The following is a 22,546-nucleotide window of genomic DNA, read 5'->3' as shown; positions in this document are numbered from 1 at the left end:
ATTAATAAAAAATTAGCATATCATACTTTTATGACAATTTCTCCTATCTTGCCAGTTTATTCTCCTGTTAACATAAATTTTTCTTATGGCAAAGGTATTTACTTGTATGATATCGATAATAAGCGCTATATAGATTTTCACTCTGGAATAGCTGTTAGCAGTTTAGGTCATGCCAACCCACGATTAACTGATGTCCTAAAATTACAAGGAGAAAAACTATGGCATATATCAAATACCTATAATATATCTACTGCCAACAAATTTGCAGAAAATTTAATAAACAACAGCTTTGCTAATACTGTATTTTTTGCAAATTCTGGATCAGAAGCAGTGGAATGTGGACTTAAAATCGCTAGGGCCTATCAAAATGGAAAAGGTAATAAAAATCGCTATAGAATTCTAACATTTCATGGTGCATTTCATGGAAGGACATTTTTAACTTGTGCAACAAACGATAGACAGAAATTTTCTGAATTACTGAATCCTTATATTGACTGGTGTGATAACATAGAGCCCAATATTGAGAGTGTAAAGAAAGCAATTTCTAATGGCATAGGTGTTATATTAATAGAACCAATACAGGGACAAGGTGGTATTAAAATAATGAGTGAAGTCTTCATGAAAGAGCTAAGAGAACTATGTAACGAAAACGACATACTGCTATTTTTTGATTGCGTTCAGTGCGGTGCTGGCAGGACAGGAAAGTTATTTGCATATGAACACATAGGAATTAAGCCTGACATATGTGCTCTTGCAAAAGGAATAGGAGGAGGTTTCCCTCTGGGGACTTGTCTTGCAACTGAAAAGGTTGCTAAGTACATGGCGGTCGGTATGCATGGTTCTACTTTTGGTGGTAATCCACTTGCAACTTCAGTAGGTAATGCTGTATTGGATGAATTGCTCAGCCCTGGCTTCTTAGAAAATGTTGAAGTTAGAGGTAAGTACTTAAAAAACAAACTAGAAAATTTAGCAAGCAAGTTTCCAATGATAGAAGAAGTGAGAGGAAAAGGGTTGATGCTAGGAATAAAAGTAAAAATGAATAACCAAAAATTTGCAGAAGAGCTAAGTCACCGTGGTTTACTTACTGTTGGAGTAACATCAGATAACGTTCTAAGAATCTTGCCTCCACTCATTATCACTGAAAAAGAGATTGATGAAGGCATTGAAATCCTCACTCAGTATTTATCTGAAAAGTTCTAGTTAAAAACTAAACCTTCCTGCTCACTAGTTGTTGGCTGTATCAAAATTGCAGATAAAGCAGTAGCTACAACTTTATCAGCTACTTCATTTGTACACTTTGCCTTTTCCTGTTCTCTTATCAGTGTAAGCTCATTTATATCACTTAGTGAGTCAAATTTTGTTGCATCTTCAAATATAAAAGATTGCACGGCACTCTTCTCAACACCTAAGAAAGCACCATTACCAAACGATAATGCCACATCTAATAACTTCTGCATTAAACTGTTTTTAACAATGAATTTAAATAGCTCCTCTAACACAACTGGCACTCCAAAAGTAAAAAATGCTCCTCTCACTAAATAGGTTGTTATTTCATATAACAATGCACCACACAAGAGTGCCAATGGTCCAAATACTATAAAACCGCAAAGTAAAGGCAATGGCATGGTCTGAACTGATGATATTCTACCTATAAGCTCCATTGAAATTATGGACCCAATAAGTAACATAGCTCTACCTAGATATGTCCTTTCTTTAGAGCGTTTGTTAAAGTTTTTCTCACGTAACTTAGAAAAATCATTGTTAACTCTGACTTCAAAAATATTATGGTTGATTTTTAATTTTAGCTCTAAGTCCTCTATTCCATGATGCCACTTATGACACCTTACAATTTCATCAATTATCGTACTAACTTGATTATTGATTTTGTATAATTTGCTTTCTTGATATAAGTTGCCTTGATAATATTTTTCTCTCAAGTCTACACAATTTAAATTCTTTAAATCACATAAAAAATCTTTGATTTCTTGTGCCATTTTATTAGCATCATCTTCGTAGCCTACAGCTTTCAAAATTGTTACCAAGTGTTTATTTTCAATTTGAGCAATTGTTCTATCTAATGCACGTATATATTGCTTGGATTGAAAATATGAGATGATTTTTTCTTTACATCTATCCTCATTGCCTTCGTACAAACTATTTCTTTTGAAACTGCTGTCATGTTCTTTGGCAATTTCTAATGCATGAACCAATACATTTTGCGCCTTCACACTACTTTCACAGTGACAGTTTCTGATTATGTGTACATACGCTCTTGCACTGGTATCTCCAGATTTATCTATATTGTACGCTTTAGCCAAAAAGACTAAATAGTCAAACCCTGCCCAAAGATAATACATTACCTTTGTTATAGCACTCCCCACAGAAAATAAAGCTGAGCGTGTGCAAGATAATTTACCGTTGTTTTTAATTCTGTTCTCATATGAACGAAGGTATGCCTCTGTACTTTTTAAAATCCTATGTAAATCTTGTTCTGTCTTTTTGACATCAAAATCATTTATATCATGAACTTTTTCATACGTTTCTTTTATCAAATCACTAGAAAACTTCTTCAGAGCTGAATCATCAATATTTCCTAATGCATCAATATTTTTACTAATATAGATTTCTATTTTTCTTCCAAGTTCTTCTCCCATTCTATTTTTTAGCAACTTATTGTATTTATTAGTAGCTGGAAACAAAACTTTCTGACAAAATTTCTGTGGTTCGTTTTTAAAATTTGCTAAGATCTTATTCACAAATAGCTCAACTTCTTCACCTGCAGCAGCGAAAAACCATGATTGTCTGCTCTCATTACGCTCTCTATTTCTTCCAAGATTCTGTAGGGCTTCAGATGGATTATTGAACTGACTAACCGAATCTGCAAATATTGATGCAACATGATTATATTCACTATCAAATCCACGACCTTTCGATCCATCTATAACCGTTGTCAACGCATATTTAGCCAATGAATCAAAATCTCTTTTTTCATAATCACAATAAAGAGTTCGATATCCACCTATCTGATTACGTATTATCGCTGAAAAGAGTCTGTTTTCTCCAATACCAAGATCATTTTTCCCAATTCCTGCAAAGATACATTTATTTTGTTTGCAGAAATCAATGAGACTATGTAGTATACCTTCCTCTCTTTCCATGAGGTCATGGAGCTCTTTGCTTAAGCGCCAATTATCAACTATTAAGCTGCATTGCTCATTATCACTTTTACTCAGTGCTTCAATTACTGTCTTTATTTGCAGTAAGAGCTCATCTCTAGCAAATTGCTCACTAAAGCCTTTTCTCTCTAGGTAGCTTATAATATTGTTATCATTAGTGGTGCTAACATTCTTTTTAACATCTTCTATCAATTCACTCAAACCTTCTCTTCTTTTTTTATCTAAAGTAATATTATCACACTTCATTAAATATGAGAGAGTAAGATCGATCATTGAATGCATTACTCTATATTTTAGATATTCAGCAGTACTACTGAAATCCACCTTTTCTTTTAATTCAGATATCTGCTCTTCTGTCAGACTAGGATGTTGCTTTTTAACGCAGCTTATAAAGTTCGCTTCGCGTAACTTGAGCCTATATAGTCTTGATAAGACATCCCTTCAGGCTGAAATTTATTATACACTTCATAACGTGTACTACCTTCATATACTAAATTATCTCTACCCTGCAACGCAAAGTTAAGATTAACTATACTATTTACATCATCAGCTAAAAGCAGAGCACTTTCTCCAATTGGGCTTTGCACATTCCATCTTATAGAAGTTAATAAATCATCGGTATCAACAAGCTTATTGTAATTAAAAACTTCTTCGCTCTCTTCAACATATTCATGAGCTGGGCTCGATTTTTCTCTAGTAAATAAGCTACGCACGTTAGCAAGAAATCTAGAAAGCAGTTCTTTTGACTCTACACCAGTTGCTTTAGTTAGTACCCACCAAATTGGCAACATTACTATACCAAATATAAACATAGAAATTGTATAATATAAGTTTCCAATCAAAGCAGAATACAGCCAATAATCTGAAGTTAGACCAATTACAGCAGCAACATTACTATTTATAACAGGAAATAATGTAATCATAGGTATTATAGTAACAGCAATATTCACTACAAATGCTAGAGTGAAATTTGTTCTCCTATTGGTTTTTGCAATAACACTTGCTGTTTCGATGGCGTTTGCAATACAACGTCTACTCAATCTTGTCGGGCTGATAACTTTTCCGCATCTATTTAAAATCCTTCTCTTTGGTGTTGCAGTGAGGTAAGTCGTAGGATATTTCTCATCAAGCTTGCACATGTTCTCAAAATCCTGCTGCTTGTTAATACTGTCTGCTTCATCAACACTAATCCACAACTTGGTATTTTGGTCTTTAAATTTACGATCATTTTCTTGCTGTAATAACAGGTCATGTGTCACTATAATTGTTGTAGGTTTAGTTGCCTTCAGTGCATTTTTAATTTCCTCAGCAGTTTTAGGTGTCCTAATGTTTACAGTAAATGCACTGCTCATCATTTTTTTAGCTTGGTTTACTAGATCACTGTTTGGTACTGCAACCAGATGATGAAACCCTGCTTGGGCTAGTACATGGCTCCACATTCCAATATCGTAAGTCTTGCCAAACCCAGTTTCTGCATCGATCAGAACATTACAGTTAGTAGTAGAAGGGTTGCGTAAATGTTCTAATGCCTCTTCAACAACAGGTTTACGACGTGCTACTATTATAGATTCCTTTGTATCATCAAGTTTTATAGATTCACCTTTTAGCTTGCAGTTGATTTCTTCTAAGCCACTTATAATACTTTGCTTTTCTTGATTGCTGATAGAACTCACACATTATCCACTATAATTATCACAATATTAATTGTATGTTAATTCAGTAAATTGTCAATTCTATAGACAAAAAGCTGATTTCAACTATCATATTAATATGAATATATGCCTCGGAATAATTACTTCTCCCCATGGAATCAAAGGAGCTGTTAAGATAAAAACCTTTACTGAAAAGCCCGAAAATATTTTCCTATATGGTGAACTAATAAGCGGAAGTGAAAATTATAAAATAAGCTTGGTGTCTGTTGTCAGTAATAATTTAGTAATAGCAACAATTAGCGGTGTGAACTCCCGTAATGAAGCAGAACTTTTAAGAAATAAAAAGTTATATATAGAGAGAAATAAGCTACCACAATTAAATGATGAGGATGAATTTTACCAAAATGATCTTGTGAATATGGAAGTAAGATTAGAAAGTAATGAATTATATGGCTATGTGAAGTCTGTACATAATTTTGGCTCAGGGGATATATTAGAAATTTTGGTTATCAGCACAAAAAAAAACATTATGCTATCTTTCACTAAAGAAATATTTCCATACATCAACATGAAGGAAAGATATATAGTAATCAACATGCCAGAATTCATTGGCCAATAAAAATTTTGATATTTGTATAAAGTTATTTATAATCATCAGACTAAATTAAAAGTGTAATTATGGCAGAAAGGGCTAATGATATCAGGCCAGGTCAGGTACTAGAACATAACGGTGGTTTATTTTCGGTTATAAGTATTATGCATACTCAACCTGGTAAGGGTGGTGCATATATACAAGCTGAAATGAAAAATATCCAAACAGGAGCAAAGTACTATGAGAGGTTTCGCTCTGATGCAACAATCAGAAGGGCAATTTTAGATGAAGAGGAATATGTTTATCTCTTTACTGAAGGGAATATCGTAAATCTTATGCATCCAAGTAGTTACGAGCAGATTGTTATAAATTTAGACTTATTAGGGGAAAAGAAGGCTTATTTGCAAGATAATATGAAAATTAAAGTAGTAACTTATCAAGATAAAATAATTTCTGCACATGTGCCTGATCACGTTACACTAACTGTAAAAGGAACAGAGTCTGTTATCAAAGGGCAGACTGTTACTGCTTCTTATAAGCCTGCAATTTTGGAAAACGGAATACGTGTTAACGTGCCTCAATTTATAAAAGAAGGGGATAAAATTGTAGTACATACTCCTGATAACAGCTATTACGAAAGAGTAAAAGAGTAAATGGCCATTTCATCACCACGAATCAATGTGATGCTTGATTCTGTACGCAGTGCCTCCAAGCAGCTTATACGTGATTTTAATGAATTGCAAATTTCAAGCGTTAAGTCAGCAGACTTTATCAATAAAACTTATTCAAAATCCAAGCAACTTATATACGATTGCTTGAAAAACTACAACCAGAACTATGACTTTATTTTTGAAGACGATGTGGGCCAAGATCTAAAAGACGGCGGTTATACTTGGTTTATTATGCCTATAGAAGGCAAGGAAAACCTTTTTAGTTGTATGGTTTATTTTGCAGTATCAGTTTGTCTCATTCATAAAAACAGAGTTGTAGCAGCTGTGATTGATGCTCCAGCGCTTAGAGAAACTTTCTGGGCAGAGGAAAAGAAAGGAGCTTTTCTTGAAGATTTCAAATCTCGCCATGTAAAAATGCGGATGAAAGCTCGTGAAGGGGGAATAATAGACATAAGTGGTAATTTGTTAAATAAATTACCACTTGACAATAATAATCTACGCTCCCTTGGCTCAACGGTACTAGGTTTTGCATATCTTGCTGCCGGAAGATACAATGGAATAATTTACTCTGGAATTAATAAATATAAAACTTCACTCGGTAGGCTTTTTCTGCAAGAAAGCGGTGGGAGATTAAGGGAAGATAACGCGCTTGTCATTGCTGGAGATATAAACTAAAGTTCATTCAAAAGAGCAAAAGTCACGTAGTGAAAATAATAAATGGTCTTACCTACCCCTCATTGCAGCAGGGTGGCAAAATAAGATAGACGAGAAAAGACAACTATAGGAACAAATAGGTGTCATTCCAGCACGTGACACTAGAATCCAGATTGTTTAGACTGGATCCTATGGTCAAGCCATAGGATGACAAAAGAGTAAACTTTACCTGTGTGAGCTATAGATCCCAGTGTTATCTACTTTCATGACAAGAAATAAAGCACTGATTTTGTACATTAACCATGCTTTTAAATAGATACCTTATTCTTGGCAACTTTAAACTCAACAACAGACACAAACAGACAATTTCTCAAAAACTTTTACAAGAGATTTTGTTAAATGCTCTATCATTTCATTTGTATGGTAAGGCGTAGGAGTAATACGGAAGCGCTCAGTCCCCTTTGAAACTGTTGGGTAATTTATATGTTGTACATATATTCCATACTCATCAAATAACAATTTTGATGCTTTTTTGGACAACTCAGGATCGCCAATTATGATTGGAATTATATGAGTTTCTGTTTGCATAAAATTCACTCCTGCGTTTCTCAGTGAGTCTTTTACCTTTTCAACAGACTGCTTTTGCTTCTCTCTTTCAACATTGCTCGATTTTAAATGCTCAACGCTTGCCTTTGCTGCTGCTGCTAAAACGGGTGACATAGCAGTAGTAAAAATAAATCCTGGGGCTGAACTTCTTATTACATCCACCAAGCTCTTTGAAGACGCTATATATCCACCCATCACTCCAAAAGCCTTTGATAATGTACCCTGAATAACAGTTATTCTATCCATCAAACCTTCTCTTTCTGCAATTCCGCCACCGCGCGGTCCATACATGCCAACTGCGTGTACCTCATCCAAATAGGTGATTGCATTATACTGATCTGCTAGATCACATATCGCTTCAAGCGGTGCTACATCACCATCCATTGAGTATACAGATTCAAGTGCTATTATTTTCGGCGTTTTTATATCTATAGACTTTAGCAACTGCTCTAAGTGATCAACATCATTATGCCTAAATATGTGCTTCGGTCTTTTTCCTGATTTTATACCTTCTATCATTGAAGAATGGTTTTTCTCATCTGAAAAAATTACCACGCCCGGAATAACAGACGATAAAGTACTAAGTGTAGTTTGGTTGGCAAGATAGCCACAAGCAAAAGTTAAAGCAGCTTCTTTTTGATGCAAGTCAGCCAAAGACTTCTCGAGCTCAACAACTTCCTTTGTTGTACCTGATATATTTCTTGTTCCTCCAGCACCAACAGATGAATTTTGAATAGCAGCAATGACACTATCGTTTTGTGACATTCCCAGATAATTATTACTGCACCAGACAATAACCTCTCTATTTCTTTCATAATCCATAATATAGGGAAGTTTGCCAGGTAATGACGCAAAATGCGTAAATTCACGATAGCGCCCTTCTTCTTTTATATCTTTGATTTTATTTAAGAATATTTTTTCGTAGTCTACCAAGTTTTTATCTATTAACAATCAATATAATTATAATAAATTATTAAATGATAGACTACTATATTTATTACTTAGACTGACATTCTTCTGTCTGCATAACCTTTTTGACCTGATTATCCTCAACTAAGCTTTTAGGCCTATAGCAGTACGTAATTGTAGCTGCAATAAGACAACAAACTGCAACTGCTATTCCTATTGCTAACATTTCCAAGTAAACTGCAACAGCTGCTCCTAAGGCAATAACAGTTATTGCAAGCGCAGAAGCAGCTACGACATACTTTTTTGTGTTTTGTGGATCATTCTTTGAATTGCTTGGTACGGTTGCTGAATAGCCTAAAGATGACATAAATTCCAAAAATCCCTTATTTCCTCGTTTTTTTGCCATATCTAAAGAGCTTCCTTTCAAAAGAGTATCTAATGGTGTATTAATGATTGGATCATTTTCTAAATACGGGCCTGCACCATTGTCTAGTAGCAATTTTGCAGATTTTTTATGCTCTTCATTTATTTCTCGATTATAAGCTATAACATGCAACGCAGTACCAATACTGTTGCTTTGCATATTAACATACCTTTCTTTATCTTCTGCTGCACTTATTAAAATAGCAACTACATCAGAATGGCCATTATCAGCAGCTAAGTGCAGTGCAGTTTCATCATTATTATTCTGTAAATAAAGATCTGCATTGTTTTGTAAAAGTAATCTCACCATCTCCAAATTACCTCTTGCAGAAGCATACATCAAAGGAGTAAAGTTATGCCGATCTTTAGCATCAACTGTTGCACCACGCTCTATTAGCAATTCCGCAACATCTAAATGTCCACTATATGCTGCTTCATGTAAAGGAGTTACTCTGCTGCCTGTACTGCTTACTGAATTAACATTTGCGTCATTATCAAGTAAAAGCTTCACAAAATCTTTATGACCACTCTTGGCAGCTAAATGAAGTGCAGTGTCACCACCTACTTTTGTTTTTGATTTAATCTCAATATTTGCACCACATTCTAGTAAACGCCTGCCAAGCTCAACATCACCTTTTTGTGCTGCAACGTGTAAACGAATAAATCCATCATTATCATAATCTGTGAAACGTTCATTAATATCGTCTAGTAAACTTTCCCTACCAGCTTTTAATTCCTCAGGAATGATAAGTGTTACTTTACCATTTTCATACTCTACTTCACCGTTATGAAATTTAAGTGTGAACTCTAAAATAGCATCAACCCTGCATATTTCCCTATTTGTATCAAGTTCCCTGACAGGCATACTTGGACAATACTGAACATTGAGAGAACCTTGGCTATTATATACAATACTTATCTTTCTATCATTGGCATGAGGCAAGGTTAGTTTATGCTTAGAGAATATAGGAGAGAGCTGCATTAACAAAGAGCCATCATACCCAGCCTGATTGCAACTAGTAATTAACTCTTCCAGTATATAGTCATTTGGAACTTCTGCTTTAGCATGTTTAAAAATTTCCGTAAAAACATACTTTGCAAACAGACGTTTATCATCTCCCTCATTATATTTATCATATAACCCTTTAATGAAACTATTATCTATAGTGCGATCATTGATTACAAAAAAATCCGTTCTATATAGGTCTTGATAAGCTGTGTTACCAGACTTTACATCTTCATTATTCTCATTTGCCTTTACTTGACCCAGCAGAGATTGTGTTAGCTGAAATTCTAACGTAGTTACTGCACTAGATTTAGTATCAGAATTATTAACGCCAGATTCCTCTTGACTTTCATTACCTGAATCCTCAGAACGACGGCGCTCTTTTTCCTCTCGTTCTAAAATTTCAAACCCTTCTTCAGTTCCCGAATCCCTAGAATCTGATTTCTTTAAAATTTTGTTTGATTCCTGTGATACAAAATCTGAACCTAACATGTTTTTCCTCACTAATTAGTAGCTAAGCTAAGTGTAGCATTAAATGGCAATTTTGTCAACTTAGCAAGCATCTCTTCGTAGTCTACCAAGTTTTTATCTATTAACAATCAATATAATTATAATAAATTATTAAATGATAGACTACTATTTCTTAACTTGCTTCTACAGCAGAATTACGAACAACCTCCTCAACATCTGGTCCTTTAAGTGGACCTGAAGGTGCCTTATTATAATAATGTACAGCTATAGCAGCAACTATACAGAAAGCTCCAATGCCTGCCGCTACTCCTGCTACCAGCAAACTAGTACCGAGAACAAAATATGCAACTGGTGCAGCAGCTAATGAAAGTACTCCAGTTACTGCAAACATCCATGTAGCCACAGTAGGCCATTTAACGCTATTCTCTTTTGTGTAAATTTTGTTGCTATTACTAGCTTGCTTATTAGCTACTGATTTTGGTTGTATATTTTCGTTAGCAACTTGTTCTACATGCTTGGCGGGTTTATTAGAAGTTTGCTCTTTTCTGTTATTATCAATTGATATTACGGTATTAACACTTTCATTTGCAAAACCTAATGATGATGATTGAGGTAGAACAGTAAAATCTTCTTCATTGTGTGCAGTACCAAATTGACTTTCGGGAATAGGCGATGTACCCTGATCTACAGCTGTAGGTATTGTAAGATTTTGCTGATCATCTTTTTCGTCATTTAGATCATCAGACTTTCCCTCAGTGACCATTGAAGGCATTTCTGCTGCAGTTTCAGGTACTTCTGTTTCATAAATAATATCAAACGAAGGAGAATCTGAAGAAATTCTAGGAGAATCGTCACTTTCAAGTTTAGAAAAATCATCATCTTCAGAACTCGACGATGCTAAATTTGATTCACTTCCTTCAGACTCCACCACAGGAGCTTTTTTACTACTTGCGGTAGTTTTCACATCATCGCTCACTGGTGATGCAGCAGCGATGTTCTCAAGCTCTTTTTCAAGAAATATTTTAATTTTTGCGAGCTTGCTTTTAGATTCTTTATCTTTCTTACCAACTTCCGTCTTATTAGCGTCTTCTAAGGCTTTATTCAAGATTTGCTTTATGTCTACACTATTGTCCTCTTTCCTTACCTTTTCCACTAAAGACATTACTTCTTCATAATTAAGAGCGAAGATAGCATTAGACAATTTCTCTTCTATATTTTTAGGCATTTTACCCCTCCTATAATTATTATTATCTATAGTTTCTTCTATTGAAACCTTTTTATTATTCATAATATTTTCTTCTTTATCAACAATACTCCTTTGTGGCCGTTGATTATCAATATTTTTGGATTCTGGATCTTTTTTAATATTTAAATGCAAAGGTGTTTTATCATCTAAACCTTCAAGAAATTTTGTGATTTTTGATTCACTAGAAGATTTTTCCCTGTTTTCTTCCCTTACCAAATATAAACTTTTCGTTCCTACCAGATCTAAAGCTGTTTTGCCATCTCTATCTTTAATGTTCCAATCAGCTCCCTTGTTTACAAGTAATTTTACTATTTCAAATTTATCATGGTAAGCAGCCCAATGTAAAGCTGTTCTGCCATGCCTCTCATCTTGAACATCAACATTAGCACCATTTTCAATAAGTAAGCTTATTAGTTTAAAATTATCACGTGCTACAGCATAATGCAAAGGTGCAATTCCAGAATTATCTATACTATTAATATCAACAACTTTACGATTAACAATTACCTCTGCCGCTTTACTTTCAGGAGCTAAGTGTATAGCATAGTGCAAAAGTTTAGATGAAAAAATAATTCTACCTTCAGCCTCAGTATTCTTAAACCTATTTAGTATCACTTCTACGCATTTTTGATTACCAACAAAAGATGCCCTTTCAAGTTTTTTACATATACCATCCAAAAACATAGTATGATTCGGCTTATCCAAATGCTCTAATAAAAACTTAATATAGCATTGTCCACCAACACCAATAAGTAGCCTATCGAGCCCTTCATCTTGCGTAAATAATATACTTTTATGCGTTTCTGCATATCTTTCCACAAGCGTATCATTAGCTGCAATGGCTAGTAGTGAAAGCTCTTTTACTGAATGATTATAATAACCATTTGTTTCATCATAACTATTATTCAACAGCACATTGTGCGTATGATCAGTCAAATTAAGCTGTTGAGAGCAAAAATCCTTCAAATTACCACAATTCAAATCAGTAATAAATCTATCGCTTTCCTCTATATTATTTATAGTTTTATCTAAACTTGCGTAATCACCATAATTTTTTGCTTTATTTATAACGTCTATTAATCCATCAAAGGTTAAATTTTTAGGGATAATGGTAAATTCTTCTTCATTATGCCTTGGTTCTATATTAACCTGATCTTGAGGCCAAAATAACTCTGTTGCTACAACTGCTGTAACTTCTGCAACACCTACCAATACATTCGCAACATTACCTAAAATGCCTGGATCAGTAACTACTTTGTTTGCTACTTCACTACTATCAGATGAACTCTCAGTAATAGACAAGTCTTCAGCAGCAAATGACTTAGGTCCTTCATTCATATTTTTCTCAAGAGTCTCTGTAATTCTATTATCCTCATCTTCGAAATGCCTATTTATTTCATCTAACAAACTTTTGCCATCAGCTTTGTAATTCTCTAATTGTTCAGGAATGGCAAATGTTACTTTGCCGTTTTCATACTCTACCTTACTATCTCGAAACTTAAGGGTGAACTCTAAAATAGCATCAACCCTGCATATTTCCTTATTCGTATCAAGTTCTCTAACAGGCATACTTGGACAATACTGAATATTGAGAGAACCTTGGCTATTATATACAATACTTATCTTTCTATCGTTGGCATGAGGCAAGCTTAGTTTATGCTTAGAGAATATAGGAGAGAGCTGCATTAACAAAGAGCCATCATACCCAGCCTGATTGCAATTAGTAATTAACTCTTCTAATATATTGTCATTTGGAGTTTCTGCCTTAGCATATTTAAACATTTCTGTGAAAACTTGCTTAGCAAACAGGCGGTAATTTGCATTTTCACTCGAAATTAAGTGATTGTGCTGGCAATATGACTCGTGAACATACGCTTTGCTTATTGTTTGCCCATTAATTACAAAATCCATTCTTTCCAAATCAAGTTGTGCTTGCTTGCCAGAATTTGCATTCCTATTATTCTCACCTGCCTTTACTTGACTTAGCAAAGATTGTGTTAGCTGAAATTCCAATTCAATTGCTCTGTTAGTATTTTGTCCTTCCTCAACCTCTGAACAATTGCCTGAATCTCCAGAATGACGATGCTCCTTAATTTCTTCTTGTTCTAAAACTTCAAATTCTTCTTCAGCACCTGAATCTCTGGAATGGCGACGCTCCCTTTCTTCTGCAGTATCTACTGCTGGCGGCATGAGCCCACCAAGTAAATTCCACCCCATGTTTTACCCCCTAATTATTAGCTAAACTAAGTATAGCATTAAATAGAAATTTTGCCAAGCAAGTTATTGAGCCTTTTAGCAAATAGACTTACGTCTTCCATCTCTTCACCTTCCACTATACAAGCTTGATAGAACAATAAGTAAATCATATCTCCAAGTGTTGGATTTTCACCATTTTCAGCGTGAGATTCCATTATGTTTCTTATCAAAGGATGCTTAATGTTAATTTCAAGTACTTTTGGCGTGCGGTAATTTAGCTGCTTCTGTTCACGTAAAAAACGCTCCATACGGAGATCCATAGTTCCTTCATCAACTGCTAGACACACAGGACTATCGGTTAATTTCTTAGAGATCTTTACACTTTTTACTAAGCTTCCAAGAACCTTGGTGAAGTATTCAAGTATAGAATCCGCGTTTTCTTCGCTTTTGTTTTCATCTGATTTATTTTCTTCATCTTTCTTACCTTCTTCTGAAGAGAATTTTTCTAAATCAACATCTGCACGAGTTACAGACTTAAATTTTTGATCTTTATATTCATGAATTACGCTAGTCCAGAAATCATCAACTGGATCAACAAATAGAAGCACCTCCAATCCCTTACTGACAAATCCTTCAAGTTGTGGACTGTTTTTCACTGAATCGAGACTATTACCTGTGAGATAGTAGATATGTTCCTGTTCAGGCTTCATTCTGCTTATATAATCATCAATGCTAACTAGCTTACCATCACTGGTGCTATGAAATCTGCAAATGGAAAGCAATGCTTCTCTTTCATCAGTTGGCATAGCTTCGCAAAGACCTTCTTTTAACACCGCACCAAAATTGCCCCAGAATTTTGTATATTCCTCTAAATTCTCTTTTGCTTTTTTGCCGAGCTCTGATATTATGCGCTTAGTTAAAGATTTCCTAATCTGCTCAACTACACGATTATTTTGCAGTGTTTCTCTGCTGATATTGAGAGGCAAATCCGGTGAATCAACCACACCTTTCAAAAAACGCAAGTACTGCGGTATAATCTGCACATTATCTTCAGTGATAAACACTTTATTTACATACAATTTTACAGAGCAGCGTCTATCTGGATGAAATAAATCAAAAGGCTTGATAGAAGGAACATAAAGCAAGTTCGTATACTCTATTGCACCTTCATTTTTATTATGAAATATCATCCAAGGCTCACCGCCCACATGTGCAACACCACGGAAGAAGTCGTTGTGCTCTTCTGGAGTAACGTCATTTTTTGGCTTAGTCCAAATTGCAGCTTTGCTATTTAATTTTTCACTTTTTCCTTCTTCATTTACAAACTCAACGGGAAAATTTATGTGGTCAGAGTAAGTAGTAACGATGTTTTCAATACGGAATTTGTCTAAAAATTCGCTTTCTTCAGGACGCATGATAAGCGTAATTTTTGTGCCACGAGAGATTTGACCATCTAATTTGCTGATTGAATACTCTCCATCTCCTTTAGATTTCCACACCCAAGACTCTTCTTCTCCGGCTTTCCTTGATTCTACTATAACTTCTGAAGCAACCATGAAGCTTGAATAAAAACCAACACCAAACTTTCCAATCAGCTCTACAGCTTGGCTCGAATCTTTATTATTCTTAATTGCATCCAAGAATTTTTGCGTACCAGAACTTGCAATCGTGCCAAGATTATCTATTAAATCTTGCCTGTTCATGCCAATTCCATTGTCGGTTATATACAGCTCATTCTTATCTTTACTGGAGCTAATAGTAATCTTCAACTCATCACTTGAATCTAATAAATCAGCATTTAATTGTGATTCATAGCGCAATTTATCACATGCATCTGATGCATTTGATATTAACTCACGCAAGAAAATATCCTTATTAGTATAAAGTGAATGAATTACTATATTTAGTACTTTGCCTACTTCAGCGTCAAATTTTAAACTTTCAGTTTCTTGTATGTTGTGCATTTTGAGCTCCATTATTAGCCTACTACTCTAATAATTTAAGTATTGCACTGCGATCTTTCAAGGTCACACATGCTAAAATTTATGTGGGCCAACTTATGGTTCCAATGCTAAACTGGAATAAGTACAACCATTGTGTCATGCAAATTAAGAAGAAAGTGCTAGAATATAATATCTCTTATTTGCTTCAAAGATTTGTTAGTCTTTGATTCTTTTTTTTTTAAAGTAGTCTCAAGAGAGATTTTAAGCTTTTTCCATTCTTCTTGACCATTTGGCATTAAATCACTCTCAATCTTCTCCAGTACTTTCTGAGGTGATGAATATAATTCCTCGTACAAATCAGTGTTTACTGACTGTAGTATTACTAAAAATGTAAATAAATTCGGATCAAGTAATTCTTCTTTTGCATGGTTCAAAAAACATAGCTTTATTCTCCTTATACAGTATTGTATTGCCTGCAGTGATAATGAGAAGCTTTCTGCATAAAATATAAAGCTATCTATAATTAAGCTCTTTGATTTTTTCGGTAATTCAGAACTTTCAAACAGTTTTCTTATAAACTGCTCTGTTGGCTGTTTTGGCAAATGCAAAGAGAGATCAGTAAAAGATTTTAGGCTAAAATTTGGTCCAAGTATTGTGCTAATTGCTCTTTGCACATTACTCTTATCTTGACTAACAGAGATAATGAAAACCAGTCCCTCGACATCAAGCATGTACTTTATGGATTCTAAAAAATCGACAATGAATTTAGGGCGACATATATCAAGATCATCGACCATTATATAAATGTTTTTGTCTTTCCTGATTTTATTAACCACATCTGCTAGTTGTATCTTAAAGTCTCTAATGTTCTCTTTTCTCCTTTGGAGAAGATTTAATTCACCCAAGACAAAACCAATGTCTTTCTTATCAGCCTCTTTTGCAGCATCGAGAAATACTGAAAGCATAGCAAGTGGAGATTTACTGATCAGCTTTCCTAATGTATTGAGAGAAAATAGTTCTTGGTTTATGTTTTTGAACTGCTGTATAACACTCCTTTTTACTTTGTATGATGCGAATAGATCCTCAAACAAGAAATGCAAAAAAGAAGGCAATGGTTGATCTAGCGCACTAATATCCCATGCGCTGTAATAAGCTGCAATTTCATTTTGCTGCTCTAGATCCTTTACCCATTCTTTCAAAAAAAATGTCTTACCCCACTTATCATATCCTTCTAAGGATACGATTGAAAAAGACTTATCGATTGTCTTGATTATAGAACTAAATTTACTTGCAATTTGCTTATAACCCAAGCAATCACCTTCCCAATTTATTACCTTAGGCAATTGTTTCTCTTCTTTTTTTCTGAAGGTTATTAGCGATGTAAGTTTTTTTAAGCACATACCTTACTTTATATTTAACTCATACTCTTGTCTTGACGTAAGCGCTATCTTCAGAGTCCCTTCATCTAGGTAGTCAATTTCTCCACCTATCGGTATACCACAAGCAAGGCGCGATATTTTTACATTCGAATTCTTTAGCAATTCAATTATATATTGCGCAGTAACTTGGCCTTCTAATGTCGGATTGATTGCAATAATGACCTCTTCAATTTTAAATTCTGTAACTTTTTTGGGAATGTTATCAAGATTCAGTTCTTTTGGACCTATGCCATTTATTGCTGATAGCCTTCCACCCAAAACATGATACATACCTGAATATATATTCCCTTTTTCAAATGCCCATAGATCACCCAATTCTTCTACTACACACATTAACTTGGTGTCACGCTTTGGGTTAGTACAAATAGAACACGGCGATTTAGTATCTAGGTTTCCACAAATTTTGCACTCTATTATAAGATCCGCTAGCTCTCTAATCAAAGATGCAAGCGGTAGCATGACTTTCTCTTTATTTTGGAGCAAATGTATAACTAACCTTCGTGATGATGATGGACCTAAACTTGGCAATTTAGAAAAAGCATGAACTAAATTCTTTATATTAATGTTCATTTAACAAATTCAGGATATAGTTTATAAAATGATAACATCAAACCTTTCGTAAAGAAAGCTTAGTTTGATTGGCTATGAAAAAGATTTCCCACTTTTTTTTAGAACTGTCTTGAAAAAATTAATGTAATCACAATCTACTGTAACCTAACTCTGATTCAGGTATAACTGAAATTATCTCACACATTTGCGTAGTTACTACGGTACTTCTTTTTTGAAAATGACGTAATTTATTTTTCAACATATTTCTTTCTTCCACATAACTGTCCGATTCTTTATTCAAACTAGAATTTTTTTCTTCATACTTGGAAAGTATTGTATCGATCAAATAATTAAAAAATAATATTAGACCTGTAGTGTTGGAGAGCAATTCAAGAGAATAATATAACATATCTTCACTCACTTCTTCATTTATTATGTCATGAGAATTTTTATACATTCTAAAACAAGAGCCGAAGGCTGCTAAGCATACGCAAGTAAGTTTTGTTTTGTTTAGGACGCACTTAATTCGCGCTAGTTTTTTATTATTATCTTCTAATTTTATACGCAACTCACTAATTTTACTACTATAGTGCTTAATAAACAATTCTATTGCCTCTTTGTTATTAGCATAATTATATGCTTTGTAAGATTCCTTATCCATAAATTCAGTATCTATATCTCTTGATTTTAGAAGCTCTTTGATTACTTCATTCTTGCCAAGAAGCACAGCTTCGTGTAGAGGTGTGTACTCACTTTCAACATCTTTCCTTCTGTTAATATGTTCACGAGTTAAGTAGTCGAAAAGAACTGAAACGCATTTTGAATTATTACCTTCAATAGCCAGAGTAATTACATCTTTTTCGTCTTTGTTCTTAGTATTAATAACTTTAGAAAGCGGCTTTTCATTCTCTTGCTTACGTTCAAAATATTTGTGCTTGTAAAACTCATTCGAACAGTATGGTTCCTTAAGAATAGACAAAAGCTTTTTTACAAAATCAGCACGATTTTTTTTTATGGCCAAATGTAAAGGTGTGTCCTGATTTTTCTTATCTTGCAACAACAATAAGGCATCATACAAACAGCCCTCTTTATATAGAGAATCAATCTCTTGGTCAAAATAGATATCTTCTTCTTCTCCTTCACAGATATTTAATAGCCGTGACCCTATACTTTCTGTAGTACTGTAATCAATTGCAGAGCTACGTTTCACTTTAGATTGATAAAGGTTTATGTTCATACTACCCCTGCCTTTAAACAACCCAGCTATACCTCTAAACAGTTCAGCTATACCTGATTCACTCCGAGTGGCACAAGGTGTTTCATCTGGAATGTTAATCTCAACATTTTCACTAGAAAAAAGTTCTAAAACATGCGAGCTGCTTCTTCTACTGGAAAAAGGCACATCGTTCTTTTTATCTTTAATCTCAGCACTCTTTGCATTCAAAGAATTTAGAGAGTTAGCTAAACAATCAAGATCTGTAGCATTTTTAGACTCAAGGTCTTCTGCTTGAAAATTTGCTGCAGTGTTTATTTCACCTTTCATATTTCTTTATTTTACAGGGATTGCATTTCAGGTAGGGTATCTCATCTTTAAAATTTTTCAACTCTATTTAAATTTTTTTAAAATAGTTTTTGATAAAAATATTTATGACACTAACTTTTTGGTTCTCTTGTTAAACTTTTACAAGACAGAATTATTTTATAGCTAAAAAAATTACTTCCGCGTATTTTGAATCCAATTATAATTACAATTAGAGATATTTATTGAGCTCAAAAATCTATCTCCGTCTGCAGACCTTTTTTATTAAACTCATAAAAAATGTAGCGTATCCTCTTCAGTGTATACTTAATTTCTGTCATATGTGCGCTGCATTTTTTTCTAATCTTTTTTACAGGGGGATTTTATGTCCAGAATTCCAGATATTTGACCTTTACTTTAGCTAATAAAAACCAACTGGTACCTGCGGTTTTTATAGCTACGTTTCTCAAACAAGTTTCAAATGAATAGATTTCTTGCATAACTGGAATTCAAAAGTTGATGTCATTCTAGCGCGTGACGCTAGAATCCAGTCCTTTTGTGCAAAAAACGTTGTAAAGTGTTTACCAACTTAGTTGGATCCCAGTGGGCTTTGTTGCATCGCTCAAGTGAAAAGAACTGGCAGTTACTGACAAAATTCATTATAAAACAGCCATTTAACTGTTGAAGAAAAAATATGCCACAGAAAATGAAAGTCAGTAACCAAAACGAATATAACAAATTCCTTGAAAAAAGGGGGAATATTTTTTGTTACATCGATGAAGCTATCGAAAATTGGTATGAAAATAGTCCAAAAATGCAGGGCGGCAACTATATTTATAGTGATAAAGTTGTGATTTTAGTGCATATAATCGTCAGTTTCTTTAGAATTGGTTTAAGACAAACAGTCGGGTTTATAAAAGGGTATTTGCAACAAATAGGAAGAGATTTGCAGCTATTCACAAGCATCAAAAAAAACTTAATATTAAGATAAATGATTGCAGGATTGATAAAAGCAACATGGAAAATATTGAAATTATCATAGATAGCACAAATTTACAGTAACACTCCTGGCCACAGTAAGGAAAACAGTGCAGATAGAAAGTACCGAAGCTACGAGCAAGTAAGAAAGTTACATGTTATGTTAAGTGTGAATAGTAAAAAAGCTATAGCTGCAAGATACAGTAATGGCGTCTACTCTGACCACTTGCGATTTGCTTGAAGAAGTTAATTTTCAGCACAAAATAAAAGCATTATATGCAGATAGGGCATACGATAGGCAAAAACTTTATAAATTGTGTAAGAAATACGATATAAAGACAAAAGTTCTACCAAAAAAGGATGCAGCAGAACATTCAAAAATAGATTATATGTCTGACAGAAATGCTGCTATTAGGTTAATAAAATTATACGGTGAAGATGGCATGAAAGAATGGAAAAAGAAGTAAATTATGGGAAAAGATCTTATATTAAAGGGTTTTTCTCAAGATTAAAGCAAATATTCGGATTTAGTTTTAGGAATAAATCTGAGATAAATCGAGAAAAAGAACTAAATGCTATTTGCTTAATAAATTCACTGATATTGGTATGGCTAAATTTGAAATCATTACATAAATTTGTCGTAAACCATCACTGCTTAAGGTGCTATGCAACAAAGCCATCCCAGACTGGGATGACAGAAGAAGAGTATTTTAGGTAACAGCTGTTTACTCCAAAGTAATGTTGCAAAAGGTCTAACATATAAATTATAAGACTAATATAGAATATACCTTGCTAAAAAAAAAAAAAAGTATAACCTTTTATAAGGTATGCAGGCAAAAATTCTGTAACTTGGTCAGGTCAGAAATGAAGCAACCATATCAGAATCTTTTTGGGTTGCATACCTATTTGTACTATTTGTTTTATTCTAGGCTATGAACATAGCATTAAAATATCGTCCTAGTAGCTTTAAAGATTTAGTAGGTCAAGATATATTGGTGCGTATACTAGAAAATGCTTTTATTCTCAACAAAATTCCACAATCTATACTGCTTTCTGGTAGCAGTGGAATTGGTAAAACCACCACTGCAAGAATAATAGCTTTATGTTTGAACTGCTCATTGGGGCCAACTTTTGAACCTTGTGGATCATGTACAAGTTGTCTGGCAATAAAAAATTCAAGCCATCCAGATGTAGTTGAAATCGATGCGGCAAGTCACACTAGTGTTGAGGATGTTAGAGCGATCTTGGGAGATATTTGCTATTTACCAATAAGTTCTAAATTTAAAGTTTACATTATAGATGAAGTACACATGTTATCCAGTAATGCATTTAATGCATTACTTAAAACTCTAGAAGAACCACCATCTAGCGTAAAGTTTATTCTAGCAACTACAGAAATAAAAAAGATACCAATAACTGTTATTGCACGTTGTCAAAGGTTTGACTTACATAACATTCCTTCAGCTAAGATAATGGAGCGTTTAAATGATATTGCACAAAAAGAAAATTATTTTATTGAAAAAGAAGCATCGGAATTAATTGCGCACCACTGTAGCAATTCAATGCGTAATGCTTTATTTTTGATGAATCAAGCAGTGCTATATAGCAAAGATGGTACAATATCCACTCAAAGTGTTACAGACATACTTGGTCTAGTAGATAGAAACGTTATATTTGATCTACTGGAAGCAGTATTAGACAGTGATTTACAGAAGGCTTTGTTAGTATTCGACAATGTGGTAAAAACAGCAAATCCGCTCAATATTTTTGAAGATCTACTGCAAACAATCCAGTTAACATGCCGTTTTTTAATTACAAAAGAGATTGATACAGAATATGAGAAGAGCAGAGTAAAAGATTTGAGTGCAAAAAAGTCTTTAATATTTTTTTCGAGATTGTGGAAGGTGCTGCTTAAGGGTATTCAAGATATAAAGGTTTCAACATGCAATGAAATTGCCGCTGAAATGATATTAATTAGCCTTTGTTATCTTTCTGATTTGCCTTCTCCGGAACAGGTGATCAAAAAAATTCTTTCACAGAATGTAGAGCAAGGAAATAGACAGGGCAGACCTGTTGCACCTTCCCCCCCTGTCATCCAAGTAGCTGACTACTCGGATCCAAAAAAATATGTGGAAAAACCCCACTCTGTCATCCCAGTGCGTGACACTGGGATCCATGTGAAAAATAAACAACAAAATTACGATTTTGATAAGATTTTGCAACTATTAAGGCGGAGTAACCAAATTTATCTTTACAAACAACTGTGTAGTAATCTAAAATTAATAGATTGTAAATTTGGGTATTTAAAATTAAAAGCTGTATCTAACTTGAACAGTAATTTTTGTAATGACTTGAAAAGTTACTTAAATCAAGCTACTAATCAGGAGTGGGTTATTATAGTTGATACGAGTTATATGAATAGGGAAGTGAGTAATTTAAATTATGCACCTGTAGTTAAGGATATATTAAATACGTTTAAAGGTGCAAAGGTAGTTAATATAGAAAATAAGGAGTAG

At 34.1% G+C, this 22,546-nt stretch carries 14 protein-coding genes, 1 other RNA gene and 1 pseudogene; 7 read left to right on the top strand and 9 right to left on the bottom strand.

Going from position 1 to position 22,546, the window contains the following annotated elements:
* Window positions 1–30 precede the first annotated feature (30 nt).
* Window positions 31–1,200, top strand: coding sequence for an aspartate aminotransferase family protein (locus ACQH21_RS01610; RefSeq protein ID WP_425384357.1), 1,170 nt, complete (start codon window positions 31–33; stop codon window positions 1,198–1,200).
* Here ACQH21_RS01610 and ACQH21_RS01605 read toward each other — a convergent pair.
* Window positions 1,197–3,500, bottom strand: a complete 2,304-nt coding sequence (locus ACQH21_RS01605) for a hypothetical protein (RefSeq protein WP_425384356.1) — start codon at window positions 3,498–3,500, stop codon at window positions 1,197–1,199. The two genes, ACQH21_RS01610 and ACQH21_RS01605, sit on opposite strands and share 4 nt — an antisense overlap.
* 62 nt (window positions 3,501–3,562) lie before the next feature.
* Entirely contained in the window at window positions 3,563–4,849 is a 1,287-nt protein-coding gene (locus tag ACQH21_RS01600; RefSeq protein ID WP_425384355.1) for a DEAD/DEAH box helicase, read from the bottom strand.
* Between the two features lie 97 nt (window positions 4,850–4,946).
* On the opposite strand from ACQH21_RS01600, the gene rimM reads away from it, so the two are divergent.
* The 3 genes from rimM to ACQH21_RS01585 are packed head-to-tail and all read left to right on the top strand — an operon-like array spanning window position 4,947 to window position 6,766.
* Window positions 4,947–5,447, top strand: coding sequence for a ribosome maturation factor RimM (gene rimM / locus ACQH21_RS01595; protein WP_007302194.1), 501 nt, complete (start codon window positions 4,947–4,949; stop codon window positions 5,445–5,447).
* Window positions 5,448–5,506: 59 nt separating this feature from the next.
* Window positions 5,507–6,073, top strand: a complete 567-nt coding sequence (gene efp / locus ACQH21_RS01590) for an elongation factor P (protein ID WP_010403241.1) — start codon at window positions 5,507–5,509, stop codon at window positions 6,071–6,073.
* Window positions 6,074–6,766, top strand: a complete 693-nt coding sequence (locus ACQH21_RS01585; protein WP_007302192.1) for an inositol monophosphatase family protein — start codon at window positions 6,074–6,076, stop codon at window positions 6,764–6,766. It begins immediately after the preceding gene.
* A 321-nt stretch (window positions 6,767–7,087) separates the two neighbouring features.
* Here ACQH21_RS01585 and hemA read toward each other — a convergent pair whose 3' ends face one another.
* The 7 genes from hemA to ACQH21_RS01550 form a co-directional block, all read right to left on the bottom strand.
* Entirely contained in the window at window positions 7,088–8,284 is a 1,197-nt protein-coding gene (hemA, locus tag ACQH21_RS01580; protein ID WP_214303449.1) for a 5-aminolevulinate synthase, read from the bottom strand.
* Between the two features lie 64 nt (window positions 8,285–8,348).
* Window positions 8,349–10,181 carry an ankyrin repeat domain-containing protein gene (locus ACQH21_RS01575; protein ID WP_425384354.1) on the bottom strand — a complete coding sequence of 611 codons (1,833 nt, stop codon included), beginning with the start codon at window positions 10,179–10,181 and terminating at the stop codon, window positions 8,349–8,351.
* 151 nt (window positions 10,182–10,332) lie between these two features.
* Window positions 10,333–13,623 carry an ankyrin repeat domain-containing protein gene (locus ACQH21_RS01570; RefSeq protein WP_425384353.1) on the bottom strand — a complete coding sequence of 1,097 codons (3,291 nt, stop codon included), beginning with the start codon at window positions 13,621–13,623 and terminating at the stop codon, window positions 10,333–10,335.
* Between the two features lie 38 nt (window positions 13,624–13,661).
* The gene (htpG, locus tag ACQH21_RS01565) at window positions 13,662–15,566 is read right to left on the bottom strand and encodes a molecular chaperone HtpG (RefSeq protein ID WP_010403187.1); all 1,905 of its coding nucleotides are present in this window, start codon (window positions 15,564–15,566) and stop codon (window positions 13,662–13,664) included.
* Between the two features lie 158 nt (window positions 15,567–15,724).
* Window positions 15,725–16,945: a KAP family P-loop NTPase fold protein gene (locus tag ACQH21_RS01560; RefSeq protein ID WP_425384352.1), complete on the bottom strand. Its 1,221-nt coding sequence runs from the start codon at window positions 16,943–16,945 to the stop codon at window positions 15,725–15,727.
* Between the two features lie 3 nt (window positions 16,946–16,948).
* Window positions 16,949–17,548, bottom strand: a complete 600-nt coding sequence (gene recR / locus ACQH21_RS01555) for a recombination mediator RecR (RefSeq protein ID WP_425384539.1) — start codon at window positions 17,546–17,548, stop codon at window positions 16,949–16,951.
* A 133-nt stretch (window positions 17,549–17,681) separates the two neighbouring features.
* On the bottom strand, window positions 17,682–19,076 hold the full coding sequence (locus ACQH21_RS01550) for an ankyrin repeat domain-containing protein (protein ID WP_425384351.1): 1,395 nt from the start codon (window positions 19,074–19,076) through the stop codon (window positions 17,682–17,684).
* A gap of 670 nt (window positions 19,077–19,746) precedes the next feature.
* Between ACQH21_RS01550 and ACQH21_RS01545 the strand changes: the two are divergent.
* From ACQH21_RS01545 to dnaX, 3 genes and pseudogenes are all read left to right on the top strand, one after another.
* Window positions 19,747–20,663 (top strand): annotated as a pseudogene (locus ACQH21_RS01545) (transposase).
* A 184-nt stretch (window positions 20,664–20,847) separates the two neighbouring features.
* Window positions 20,848–20,946, top strand: an RNA gene (gene ffs / locus ACQH21_RS01540) — signal recognition particle sRNA small type.
* A gap of 16 nt (window positions 20,947–20,962) precedes the next feature.
* A complete protein-coding gene (gene dnaX / locus ACQH21_RS01535) occupies window positions 20,963–22,546 on the top strand; it encodes a DNA polymerase III subunit gamma/tau (RefSeq protein WP_425384350.1) in 1,584 nt (527 codons plus the stop codon).

This window comes from Wolbachia endosymbiont (group B) of Eupithecia inturbata, from assembly GCF_964030915.1.
In the GTDB taxonomy this organism is placed as follows: Bacteria; Pseudomonadota; Alphaproteobacteria; order Rickettsiales; family Anaplasmataceae; genus Wolbachia.
This window is presented reverse-complemented; position numbering and strand designations above follow the sequence as displayed.